This is a genomic window from Streptomyces swartbergensis, assembly GCF_002148965.1.
GTDB lineage: Bacteria > Actinomycetota > Actinomycetes > Streptomycetales > Streptomycetaceae > Streptomyces > Streptomyces swartbergensis.
Genome location: NZ_NGFN01000273.1, coordinates 1 through 11,685, shown reverse-complemented (window position 1 = coordinate 11,685; position 11,685 = coordinate 1). Strand labels below are relative to the sequence as shown.

General features: G+C 69.2%; 10 protein-coding genes. 3 read left to right on the top strand and 7 right to left on the bottom strand.

What is annotated here, in order from left to right; all coding sequences use genetic code 11:
* Window positions 1-180: 180 nt before the first annotated feature.
* The 7 genes from eccD to CA983_RS32120 form a co-directional block, all read right to left on the bottom strand.
* On the bottom strand, window positions 181-1,545 hold the full coding sequence (eccD, locus tag CA983_RS32150; RefSeq protein WP_086604319.1) for a type VII secretion integral membrane protein EccD: 1,365 nt from the start codon (window positions 1,543-1,545) through the stop codon (window positions 181-183).
* A gap of 31 nt (window positions 1,546-1,576) precedes the next feature.
* The gene (locus CA983_RS48360; protein WP_086604318.1) at window positions 1,577-1,867 is read right to left on the bottom strand and encodes a hypothetical protein; all 291 of its coding nucleotides are present in this window, start codon (window positions 1,865-1,867) and stop codon (window positions 1,577-1,579) included.
* On the bottom strand, window positions 1,864-2,715 hold the full coding sequence (locus CA983_RS32140) for an immunity 49 family protein (protein ID WP_425276489.1): 852 nt from the start codon (window positions 2,713-2,715) through the stop codon (window positions 1,864-1,866). Before CA983_RS32140 ends, CA983_RS48360 begins: the two co-directional genes overlap by 4 nt.
* Window positions 2,712-5,291 carry a hypothetical protein gene (locus CA983_RS32135; RefSeq protein WP_086604316.1) on the bottom strand — a complete coding sequence of 860 codons (2,580 nt, stop codon included), beginning with the start codon at window positions 5,289-5,291 and terminating at the stop codon, window positions 2,712-2,714. The genes CA983_RS32140 and CA983_RS32135 overlap by 4 nt, the downstream gene beginning before the upstream one ends.
* Entirely contained in the window at window positions 5,288-5,680 is a 393-nt protein-coding gene (locus CA983_RS32130; protein ID WP_279628486.1) for a DUF6507 family protein, read from the bottom strand. The genes CA983_RS32135 and CA983_RS32130 overlap by 4 nt, the downstream gene beginning before the upstream one ends.
* Before the next feature lie 54 nt (window positions 5,681-5,734).
* Complete coding sequence (locus CA983_RS32125) at window positions 5,735-6,046, bottom strand: pore-forming ESAT-6 family protein (protein ID WP_086604315.1); 312 nt, start codon at window positions 6,044-6,046, stop codon at window positions 5,735-5,737.
* Window positions 6,047-6,118: 72 nt separating this feature from the next.
* Window positions 6,119-6,451 carry a hypothetical protein gene (locus CA983_RS32120; RefSeq protein ID WP_086604314.1) on the bottom strand — a complete coding sequence of 111 codons (333 nt, stop codon included), beginning with the start codon at window positions 6,449-6,451 and terminating at the stop codon, window positions 6,119-6,121.
* 404 nt (window positions 6,452-6,855) lie between these two features.
* On the opposite strand from CA983_RS32120, the gene CA983_RS32115 reads away from it, so the two are divergent.
* The 3 genes from CA983_RS32115 (at window position 6,856) to CA983_RS32105 (ending at window position 11,617) form a co-directional block, all read left to right on the top strand.
* A complete protein-coding gene (locus CA983_RS32115) occupies window positions 6,856-8,529 on the top strand; it encodes a DUF262 domain-containing protein (protein ID WP_086604313.1) in 1,674 nt (557 codons plus the stop codon).
* Window positions 8,530-8,747: 218 nt separating this feature from the next.
* Window positions 8,748-11,171: an ATP-binding protein gene (locus CA983_RS32110; RefSeq protein WP_086604312.1), complete on the top strand. Its 2,424-nt coding sequence runs from the start codon at window positions 8,748-8,750 to the stop codon at window positions 11,169-11,171.
* A complete protein-coding gene (locus tag CA983_RS32105; protein ID WP_086604311.1) occupies window positions 11,168-11,617 on the top strand; it encodes a hypothetical protein in 450 nt (149 codons plus the stop codon). Before CA983_RS32110 ends, CA983_RS32105 begins: the two co-directional genes overlap by 4 nt.
* Window positions 11,618-11,685: the final 68 nt, after the last annotated feature.

The following is an 11,685-nucleotide window of genomic DNA, read 5'->3' as shown; positions in this document are numbered from 1 at the left end:
GTGGGGGACCGGGGGTGGCGCGGAGGCAGTCGGGAGTGAGGGCTGCGGCGGTTCGGGTGCAGCCTGGGCTGCGCACTCCTCCGGCACAGCGGGGGCAGCCGGGTCCGGATTGCCGTCGGTGAGCTCGCGCAGTACGTCGCGCTGCCAGTCCCCTCCCCTTGCCATGCCGGTCACCCTGCCCTACGCGAAGGTGCCGAGCAGCCGCCCGTACACCCCGAACACACCGATCACCAAAGGGAACAGGGCGATCACAGCCACCGACTCCAGCAGGTCACCGGCCCGCCGCAGCCGCACCCGCACATGCTCGGCCGGCTCGACGGCCAGCACCACCAGAGGTACGACAGCGAGGAAGCCGAGCACGGCGACAGGTCCCACAGCCGAGGCGTGGTCCCCCCACAGCGCGACGAGCCGCACCGCGACGACGGCCGCCGCGACGAGCAGCACCACGACCTCGGCGGTGAGCGGAAAGGCACGCGCCCGCAGGGCGAGCACGACCATCACGACGACGCCGAGCGGCACCGTCCACACCGACACCGTACGCAGGACGAGCACGCCGGCCGCCCCCGCGGAGACGGCGAGGACAACGGTGGCCAGCACCAGCCCCCGATGGGTGGCCGCGAGCGCCGTACCCACCTGGTAACGGCTCACCGACGCCCCACCCGTACGCCGGTCGTCCAGCCCGGTCAGCCCCGACGCCATCAGCGCGAACCGCGGCAGCATCCCGAGGACGACGACGGAGGCGACGGCGAGCAGCGCACCCACCCGGGCCTGCTGGGCAGCGGTCCCCGCCCCGTCCTGAAGCCCGAGGGCCGCTTCCCACACCACCAGGCAGCCGGCGACAGCCCCGGCACCGATCAGCGCCCCGCGCCCCAACGGCGTGAACCATCCGGCGAGCAACAGCGCGAGCGCCACGCCCGCCGCGACACCCGCCAGCCGCACCGCACCGTCCCAGCCGTAGGCATCGGCGCAGGTCCAGGTGGACAGGACGGCCAGGGCGGCGGCCGTGGCGATCAGGGTGGCGGCGAGTGTGTGCCGCCGGGCGCGCCCGAGGAGGGCACCGGCTGCGGCACATCCCACGGCGACGGCGAGAAGCCCCACGCCGACTGCGGACAGGGCGAAGTGGCCCCGGGCCAGGAGCCCGGCGGCGAAGGCCCAGAGGACGGTCGCACACGCGGCGACGACGCGCCGCACCGCAGGCCGCCACCGCCAGACCCGCATGTCGAGATCGTCGGCGACTTCGTCGGTGACGTCATGGACGACAGGCGCGGAAGGGGCATCCTCCACCCGCACGAGCCGCAACACGGTCCCGTCGGTCACACCGGACGACTCCAGGGTGCTGTCGTGTGCGAGCGCGGACCCGTCCGGGGTGACCAGATGCCGCAACTCGGGCCGGTCGCCTACGCGGTCGCCGAGGAGCCGCATGACCTCCGGCAGCAGAACCCCGACGGGCTCCCGGGAAGGCAGGACGAGGTCGACCCGACGCCGCTCACCGACCAGGGTGATCCGGCTCAGCGCCGTACGGCTGCTGGTCGCCGAACGACTCAAGGACCCCGTGGATGTCACGCGTTCGAACCTATCACCGAGAAGAAGAGGCAGACGGGGCGGCAGTGGTGGGTGAGCTCTGACCCGAGGACGGCACAGGCGCCCCGTACGGGCTGTTCCCGATGACCTTGTGCGACACGAACGACCACCCCACACACCCGGCACACACCACCGCCGCGATCACCACCCCGGCGAACGCCTTTCCGACCCGCTCATCGAGCGACCGCCGCTGCCGCTGCGCCCCGAAGAGGAGAGCGTCGCGGAGGCGACGGCGGCGGACGGACACCGACTCGAGGAGTTGGTTGTCGTAGTCCTGGGCCGTCACGTCGGGAACTCGCCGAGCCAGCTGTGCTGGAGCAGGTGCTTGGGCAGGTACTCCGACTCCACCTCGATGGGGAACTCCCCGTCATAGGCCCAGCAAGCGATCGCCAGGGGGCCCAGGGCGATGCTTCCGTCGATGTCCGCCGCCCGTTCCTCGGTCAGAGTCCAGTACGCCTGATGCAGCTTCAGCGCCTCGATCAGGGCCGGGGAGAAGCCCTCCCGGTCGTTGCGAACGAGGTGGTAGAAGAGGTTGATCGGCGGATAGAGCACGCCATCGAGCAGGTCGCGCGGTGCGATGCGTGCCACGGAAGGATTCGAGGTCTGCAACGTGGCGGTGAGCTTCTCCACCAGCCCGGGCCGCCGCAGCCAGTACGTCTGCAGCGTGTCCACCCAGTGGTAGATGTACTCGTCGTACTGTCCCTCCGGCGATCGCAGCCGGTCCAGCGGGATCTCACAGAGCTGCGTCATGCGCTGCGGCTCGCGGCAGATGGCCGCCAGCCAGAAGGCGGTGAGCCAGTTGCCCGCGTCGGCCGTCGGAAGCGGACCGACGGCTTGAAGGCTGCGCACCTTGTAGTTGATACGGCACTCGACGGACCCCTCGCTCGCACCGGTCACGGCAAACAGCGCCGAGCCCAGCTGCATCGCGTTCACTGCGGCGTCCCACGTCTCCGCCTTCGCTGCTCGCGGATCAGTCACACAGTGGGCGCGCAGCGCCATGACAGCAGTGTTGAACGCAAAGTCGATCATTCCTGCTGACTCTTCAAGACGGTCGATTCGCTTTGCCACCCGCTCACTGAGCCGGCCTGCGTCGGCGTCCGCCGGGAGCCCATGCCGGGAGATCTGTACGTTCACGGAAGGGTCCCCCTGCTGATGTCAAACCGTCGATACCTGTAACCAGTGTACGTGCCCGCGTTTCTCTCACCTTTGACGACTACGTACTCCAGCTTTCCCTCGTCCAGTGCTCTTTCCAGGTCGTCCACGAGGTCGTATTCACCACGCTTTTCCATGGCTGCAAGGATGTCGTAGAAGTATTCCTTGCTCCCCTGAGAGACCTGCTTGCCGCCTGGTAGCGTTCGTCGGCCCAGCTCGGTATCGGGACTGCTCTTGGCCTCGATGACAATTATTCGACCGTCCTCGTGCTTCCACACCTGGTCGAACTGGTCGTTGCCGTTCTCCGGTCCAAGCAGCGTCTGCTTCTCGAAGTCAGGATGGTTTTCGGCTATATAGTGATACTCGGCGGCCTTTTCACCGAACGCCTCGGTAGCGTTCCCCATCGCGGTATGCGATTCCTTGTACGCCCCCTTGGCCTCTCCCCACTGCGCGGCCGTGTCGACGGTGCCGTGCAGCTGGTGGGCGGCGCCCGTCTGCGCCTTCCAGTCCGCGACGAGGTTGTCGTATTGGACGGCGGCATGGCGTTCCCACGCGGCGTCTTGCAGAACTCGGAGCCGGTCCGCACTCGTCACGGTGTCCGCAGCCACGCGGATGTAGCCGGCATCGCGGTAATGCGGCTTGGGCGGCTCGGGAGCGTCCTTGGCGCGGATCCACGGACCACTGTCCGACAGCCGCGTGAGCTGGGGCGGCGTGTACCCGCTCTCGTCGTGGAGTTCCAGGTCCAGGCGCGTGCCGTTCTTCCGGTAGTACTGCTTGAGGTACCCGGGCTCATGGTTGGCCCGGTAGACCTGAATCTCCTCGATCTGCTCCCGCGTGAGCGTTCCCCGAGATCCGTAAGGGTTGGTCCCGTCCCCCATGAAGCTGGGGCGTTGACCCTCCGCTGGCTGACCGGTGACGTCGCCGTGCGGCCCGGCCACCTCGTCCAGTCCGTTGTCGAGCGTTCCACCGCTGGCCCGGCCAAGGTCGTCCAGGCCACCGCCTTGGCCCCCGCCGGAGCCGGTGCCGACGTGGCTGTTCCCAACCGTTCCGCCACCTGGGCCATGTGTACCAGGGTCATTAGCACGCGCGGCTCCACCCACGCTGGATGCGTCCCCGGGTCTGCGAGATATTCCTCCGCCATTGCCCGCCGACGTTTCAAGTCTGGCCTGCGGTGACAGGTTGTCCCCCGCACGCGCGGCGACCTCCGATGAACGTGATGTCGCACTGACCCCGGCGAGTTCCCGCTCTCTCACTGGCGATGCTTCCGGCGTGAGGGAACGTTCCCGCAGGGGAGCGTCGCTGACCACCTTGCCGTCCTTAAGGACGACGAACTCACCGTCCTTAAGGACGAGCACGGAGCGCCCGGTGCCGTCGGCGAACTCCAGGACGCTGTGCGGGGTACGCAGTTCGGGGACGTTGTTCACGCCGCGCAGGTTCTCCGTGACCTGGGCGATTCTCGGAATGGCATGCCCTGTCACCTTGACCGCGGCGCCGACCGGGTCGATGACCTCGCCGACCTTCGCGACCGTGGCGGCGGTCCTGGCCGCCGCGCCGGCCTTGCCCGCCGAAGCGGCCTTGAGCGGGCCGACACCGAGGGTGAGTCCGTTGAAGACGACGGTGGCCGCGGCGCGGGACGGGTTCTCCTCCCACATGTCCCAGGCGACGAAGCCCTTGGCGAACTCCTTGGCGTACTCCTTGCTGTCCTGGGCGAAGTCGGTCGCGAAGACCCCCGTGGGCTTCTGGCCGCCGGACTCCATGAGGTACGTCTCGGCCCCGACCACCGCCCGGACCAGGCCTTCCCAGGCCTGGCCCGCACTGTCCGAGCCGTGGAACCCTGCGAGGGTAGCGAGGCCGTCGACGGTGCCCCAGACGTTGTCGACGATGATCCCGTCCCAGAAGAAGCTCTTGGCGTAGTAGCCGAGGTCGTCCGGGTCCCACCAGTCGTGGGACTGGGTGACCGGTGCACCCCAGGGGAGTTCCTTGGCCTGTTCCAGCACCTCGGCGCTGTAGCCGTAGAGTTCCGCGCCACGCGGGGTGAACTGTTTGGCCCCGGTGTTCATCACGTACTGGGTGCCGCCGACCAGTGCCGTGATCTTGTTGTTGCAGGCGATCTCGGCAGCGGTGAACGCCGCCTGCGCGACGGCCACGTCATGCATCAGGGCCTGGTGTTCCGAAACCTTGTCCGCGTCGTCGGTCCAGTTCTCGTCGAACTCCCCGCTGCTGGTCTTCAGCCCTGCCACAAAGGTGGTTGCCTGGCTCTGTAACTGCTCCAACCGCTTGGCGATCGGCGCGACTTCGGCCGCGTAGGTCCGCAGCGCGTCGGCCACCGTGGAGACCTTGTCCCCGAACTGGTCGGCGGCGTCGCGTACCGGCGTCGTGGAGGCGAACAGATCCTCCGCCTCCGGCGCCTGGTAGAAGGCCGACAGTCCCTGGAACTGGCGATGGGCCTCCCCACCGGCCTGGCGGATGCCGTCCGCCTCGTCCCGCAGGGCGTCGATGTGCTGTTCCAGCTGGGCGAGATCGCCGGTGAACAGCGGGATGGACTCCGGCTTGATCACAGGCGGCCGGCCTTCCAGCCGTCCGGCATGTCGGGCCTGACCAGTCCGGCCGCACGCCGCTGCACTTCCGCGGCCATCTCCAGGTCCCCGTCCCGGTACGCCACCGTGGCCTCCACCGCGCCGTTGACCGACTTGCCGACACGCACGCCGATGAACTTCAGCTCGTCCGCGGTTCCTTCCATGAACTCCGCGAGGGCGGCGGCCACCAACCCGGTCTGCCCCTTGTGCTCTCCGCCCGCCCCACCCGGAGCGAGCGTCCCGGCCGAGGTGGCCGCACCCTGCACGTCACCCGAGTACGCCTGGACGATCTCGTCCAGGACCTTCATGACGTCACTCACGTTCGAGACCACACTTTGGACCCCGGACGGAGAGATGTCCCACGCCGGCATGCGTCAGCCCCCGCTTCCCTCTCCCTGTTACCGCTACCGCTGCGCGTCCCGGCGTCAGCCGATGTTGTCGACGGCCGCCCGTGCCTTGGCCAGGGTCGTCTGCGCGGTCCCGTCGTTCTGCTCCATAGTCGTGCGGACCAGCCGGATGATCTCGCGGACCTCGCTGGCGGCGCGGTGCCAGCGGTTCTCCTTGCCGTGGTACTCATCGGCGACGCCGTCCGCGGTGAAGTCGGCCATCGCGGCCTTCACCGCGCGGTCGCGGTCGCTCAGTACCCGCTCCAGCTGCCCGATGACGGCGTGCAGGCTGATCTGGACCTCGCTGGAAGCGCCGGTGTCGTACGAACGGCGGTCCTGGTTCTGACCCATGGTCGGATTCCCCCTTGAAAACGGTGACGGTGAAGGTGGCTACGGCCGAGGGGCGCCTGCGCGCTTCCGTGGTTACCGTGCGCCGAAGCGGGCCGCGTCGAAGTTGGCGGCACCCATGTTCTGGTGGGCGTTGTCTTCCAACTCCACGTCACCGGTCCCGAACGCGGTGTCCATGCCGGACTGACCGCCCAGGATCGCGCCCAGCGAACTGTTCAGCGCATCCGTGATCTCGTCAGCATGCAGCTTGAACCTGTCGAACGCGGCCTTGCCCGCCCCGTTGAACTTCCCCTCCAACGGCTCCGCCGACTGGATCAGCCACGTGATCAGCGTGCCCAGATCCTCACTCGAGCCGACGGTGCTCTTCCCGAGCTCCGACAGGGTCGTCGACCCCATGTCGAACTTCATCAACCCACCCCCGTAGGCATGTTGCGCAGTGGCCTTGTGCGATCACTGCAGCGTACTCACACGTCACGTGTGACTCACAGTCCGTCGAACATCCTTCCGTACCTCGCGTTGCAGGCGCAATGCGGAAGAGTCCGAAGTGGCTTGATCTGGTGGCTCGTCGCCTCGTGCGGCGAAAAGTGCCTCGAACGTCCCTCTGGCATTGCTGAAAGAGGCCTTGGAGCGGAGGTGCCGGGCGAGGCCTTTGAACTGGTCGCTCGCGATCGCTCCCTGAGCAGGGCACTCCCCGGCGTACAGCCCGACTCGTCTGCCACCTCGGCCACCCGGGGCAGCTGACCTCTTCGTAAGGGCCGCTGTGAAAGGGCAAGTTGGGACGATTGAGTCCCTTCTTCCGTCATCATCTGAGCATGCAAAAACTCGAGGCGCACGAGATGCCCCTGCACAAGGTGTTCAGCAGCGACTACGACTTCCAGATCCCCGACTACCAGCGACCGTACGCCTGGCAGGAGGAGCAGGCGTCCCAGCTGTTGATCGACCTGCAGGAGGCTTTGGACCGCGGTACGGACGAGCCGTACTTCCTCGGATCCGTCGTACTCGTCAAGGACGGCGGAGCGCCGCAGGCGGACGTCATCGACGGCCAGCAGCGGCTCACCACCCTCACCATCCTCCTGTCGGTCCTGCGTGACCTCACCGAGGACGCGGAACTGCGGGGTGATCTCGACCGGCTGGTGATGGAGCCCGGCGCCAAGATCCGTGGCCTCGCCCCGAGGCCACGGCTCACCCTGCGATACCGCGACGCGGACTTCTTCGAGAAATACGTGCAGACGAAGGGCGCGGTGGACACGCTGCTGGCGCTCAAGGAGGACACGCTGCGGACCGACGCACAGAAGGCCATCCTCCGCAACGCGACGGTCCTGCACCGCAGCCTCATCACGTTGACCGAGGAGCGCCGGCTGGAACTGGCACAGATGCTTGCCGAGCGGACGTTCCTGGTCGTCGTCAGTACTCCCGACCTCGACAGCGCCCATCGGATCTTCAGCGTCATGAACTCCCGCGGCCTGGACCTGTCGCCCACCGACATCTTCAAGTCGCAGATCATCGGTGACCTCGACGCGGAGGCGTCCGAGGCGTGCGCCACCACCTGGGAGGACGCAGAGGAGATGCTGGGGCGCGACGACTTCGCGGAACTCTTCCTCCATCTGCGGTTGATCTTCGCCAAGAAGCGAGCGGAGCAGGAGCTGCTCAAGGAGTTCCCGGGGCAGGTACTCAGCCACTACCTCCCCGACAGGGCCGAGGCGTTCGTCCGTGACGTCGTCAGGCCATATGCCGAGGCCTACGCTCAGATCAAGGAGGCTCGTTATGAGTCGGCTTCGGGCGCGGAGGCGGTCAACGCCTGGTTCAGGAGGCTCCATCAGATCGACAACTACGACTGGCGACCGGCCGCTCTCTGGGCGCTGCGCCACCATGAGAACGACCCGGCATGGCTCGACGCGTTCATGCGCGCTTTGGAGCGCCTGTCGGCGAGCATGTTCATCCGACGTGTCTACACGACCCCCCGCGTCACACGCTATGCCGAGCTGCTCCGGCAGCTCGACGAAGGTCAGGGCCTCGACTCCCCGGCCCTTGAACTGAGGGACGACGAGAAGGCGGACACTCTTGCCTTGCTCGACGGCGATCTCTATCTCGTCCGCAGGATCCGCAAGTACGTTCTGCTGCGCCTCGACGAGCTGCTGGCCCGGGGGCAGGGGGTGACGTACGACCACCCGCTCATCACCGTGGAGCATGTTCTGCCCCAGAGCCCGAATGACGACTCGCAGTGGGTCGAGCTGTTCGATGAGGAGCAGCGCGCTCAGTGGACGCACCGCTTGGGAAACCTGGTTCTACTGAACCGCGCCAAGAACTCGGCGGCCCAGAACTACGACTTCGCCGCCAAGAGGGCCAAGTACTTCACCGGACGCGGGGGAGTGGTCCCCTTCGCGCTGACCAGCCAGGTGCTCCAGCATGCCGAGTGGACCCCCGAGTCGCTCAAGGCCAGGCAGGAGGAGCTGCTGGGCATGCTCGCCGAGGAGTGGCGACTGTGAGTGCGGGCCGGGGGCATCGCGCCTCGATCTGACACCAAAGTGCTCCATGAAGTTCCAAAGAGTTCCATGATTGGGCTTGTGTGGACTATGGTCATCGACAGCGCACGGCTCACGGTCCGCGTGTCACTCCGCCGCACCCGTGTGTCCCCTGCCGCTCAGTCGCCGCCGGCCTGCCCGGCCACTCGCTTCGCCGTCGTCGCCTCCACGGGAGTCCCGTCATGTCCGTATCCGCCGATCCCGCACCGGACGCGTCTCCCACGGGGCCGCCCGCCCACGATCCACCCGTCGGCACCCTCGCCCACCTCATCGACGGACGGCTCGCCGACTCGGACCTCGACGAGGAGACCCGGGCCGTCCTGCTCACCGCCGTCAAGGACGAGGCCTCGGTACGCGGCCGCATGCCGGGCGCCTACCTGCAGTCCGTCACGGTCAGCGGCTTCCGCGGCATCGGCCGGACCACACGCCTCCCCCTGACCCCCGGTCCGGGACTCACCCTGGTCACCGGCCGCAACGGCTCCGGCAAGTCGAGCTTCGCGGAAGCCGTCGAGATCGCGCTGACCGGCGACAACGCCCGCTGGCGCGGCCGCAGCGACATCTGGCGCAAGAGCTGGCGCAACCTCCACCACGGCCAGGTACCACAGGTCGCCGTGGAGTTGCGCATCGACGGCGACCCCGAGCCGGCCACCGTGCTGCGCACCTGGCACGGGGACGACGTCGCCGACTGCACCGCCGAACTCGACCGGCCCGGCCATGACCCTGTTCCCCTTCCGGACCTCGGCTGGCAGGAGGACTTGGCGACCTACCGCCCCTTCCTGTCGTATTCCGAGCTCGGCCAGGTGATCGGTGGCAGGCCCAGCGAGATGTACGACGCCGTCGCCTCCATCCTCGGGCTGGAGCAACTCGCCGCCGCCGACAAGCGGTTGCGCGAGCTGGCCCGCGAGTACGAGGCGCCCGCCAAGGCGGCCAAGGCCGAACTGCCCGCCCTGCTCGCTCTCCTGGACAGCACCGAAGACCCCCGTGCCACGGCCGCCCACACCGCACTGAGCGGTCGGCGCCCGGACCTCGCGCGAGCGGCCGAACTGGCCGCCGGGACCGGCGTGGCGGACGAGTCCCTCCTGTTCGACCTGCGCCGCCGCTCCACCCTGACCGGACCCGACACCGAGGCGGTCGCCACGGCCGTGACCCGGCTGCGCGAAGCCATCGCCTCCGCCGAGGACCTGCGGGGCACGTCAGCCGAGGACGCGCTGCGCCGCGCCGAACTCCTCGCCCGCGCGCTCGCCCACCACCGCGCCCACCCCGCCCTCGACACCTGCCCGGTGTGCGGCGGTGCGGCCCGTATCGACGAGGAATGGGCACGGGACGCCGCCGAGCAGGAACGCCGGCTGCGCGCCGAGGCCGAGCAGGTCCTCACCGCCCGCGGGGAACTCGACGCGGCCGCGCAGGCCGTCCGCGATCTGGCCGTCCCGCCTCCCGACTGGCTGCCGTCCGAGATCGCCGCCGCCTGGGACGACTGGCTGAGGTGCCGCACGGTCTCCGATCCGGCCGTACTGGCGTCCGCCTCCGAGAACGCCGCACGGACCGCCGCCGACGCCGCACGGGTCACCCGCCAAGAGGCCGCGGGGCGCCTCGCCGACCAGGATGACACCTGGCGTGACGCCGCGCGGACGCTCGCCGCCTGGCTCGACAAGGCCCACGCGGCCGAGCAGGCGGCCCCACACCTGGCCCGCGTCAAGGCTGCCCAGAAATGGCTCAAGGCCACCCACGACGAGATCCGCGCCGACCGGATGCGGCCCATCGCCGAGGACGCCCAGCGCATCTGGTCCAACCTGCGCCAGCAGAGCAATGTCGCCCTCGGCCCGGTCCGCCTGAGCGGCTCCGCAACCCAGCGCAAGGTCGCCCTCGACGTGACCGTCGACGACATCGACGCCCCCGCGCTCGGCGTGATGAGCCAAGGGGAACTGCACTCCCTCGCTCTGTCTCTCTTCCTCCCGCGGACCTTCCTGCCGGAGAACCCCTTCCGGTTCCTCGTCATCGACGACCCGGTGCAGTCCATGGACCCCGCCAAGGTGGACGGCCTCGCCCGCGTCCTCGCCCTCCTCTCCGAGCACCGCCAGGTCGTCGTCTTCACCCACGACACCCGCCTACCGCAGGCCCTGAAGTACCTGCGGCTGCCCGCCACCGTCCTCACCGTCGACCGCCGCGAGCGCTCCGCCGTACGGGTCCGCTCCGGCGACGACCCCGTCAAGCAGGCCCTGCACGACGCGAAGGCGCTCGCCAGGACCCGAGACCTGCCCGGCGACGTCGCCGCCCGGGTCCTGCCCGGCCTGTGCCGCACCGCCCTGGAGGCCGCCCTCCTCGAACCGGCCCGGCGCCGGCTCCTCGGCACGGGCCTGCCGCACGCCGAGATCGAGCAGCGCATCGCCAAGGCCCACAAGCTCACCGAACTGGCCTCCCTCGCCCTCTACGGGGAGACCGACCGGGTGGCCGAGACCATGACCGACCTCACCCGAGCCTACGGCCAGCAGGCCACCGACCACCTCCGGTGGTGCAACAAGGGCGCCCACGAAGCCGTGCCCGTCGACGACGCGGAGGAGATCATCCGCCGCACCGCGGACCTCGCGAAGGCGGTGCGATCCCTGTGACCACGATCCGCCCGGCGACACCCGTCCCGTCCGCGCGCCCACCCCGGCTCCCCGCTGCTCTCCCGCCTCCGCCGCCGCCCACCTCGACCCCCGAGGAACTGCTCGCGGGCGCCGACCAGCTGCTCGGCACGGCCACCGCCTCAACCACCGGCGTCTGGCCACGCGCCGTGGCACTCCTCCTGCGCCACGCGCTCGAAGAGGCCCTGCGCCGCTACTGGCAGACCCGCAAACCGCAGCTGGCCCGCTGCCCGCCGCACGCCCAGGCCCTGTGCCTGGAGTCCTACGCCGACCCCGACACGGCCCGCCGTTGGTCGGCGACCTGGGCCGGCCTCAGCCGGGCCTGCCACTACCACGGGTACGAGCTGGCTCCCACGCAAGGGGAGTTGTGTGCGTGGCGGGACGACGTCGAGCGGGTGATCGGGGCCCTGGCGCCCCGGACGCAGTGACGCATCGCCGCGGGACCGTACGTCCGCCGCGCGTGGCGGACGGTGGTAGGCGGGGGGCTGTACGGAAC

Bases quoted from the DNA above. Each gene is read 5' to 3' on its own strand.
- CA983_RS32120 (WP_086604314.1), bottom strand. From the start codon at position 6,451: ATGAAGTTCGACATGGGGTCGACGACCCTGTCGGAGCTCGGGAAGAGC.
- CA983_RS32115 (WP_086604313.1), top strand. From the start codon at position 6,856: ATGCAAAAACTCGAGGCGCACGAGATGCCCCTGCACAAGGTGTTCAGC.
- CA983_RS32110 (WP_086604312.1), top strand. From the start codon at position 8,748: ATGTCCGTATCCGCCGATCCCGCACCGGACGCGTCTCCCACGGGGCCG.
- CA983_RS32130 (WP_279628486.1), bottom strand. From the start codon at position 5,680: ATGCCGGCGTGGGACATCTCTCCGTCCGGGGTCCAAAGTGTGGTCTCG.
- CA983_RS32125 (WP_086604315.1), bottom strand. From the start codon at position 6,046: ATGGGTCAGAACCAGGACCGCCGTTCGTACGACACCGGCGCTTCCAGC.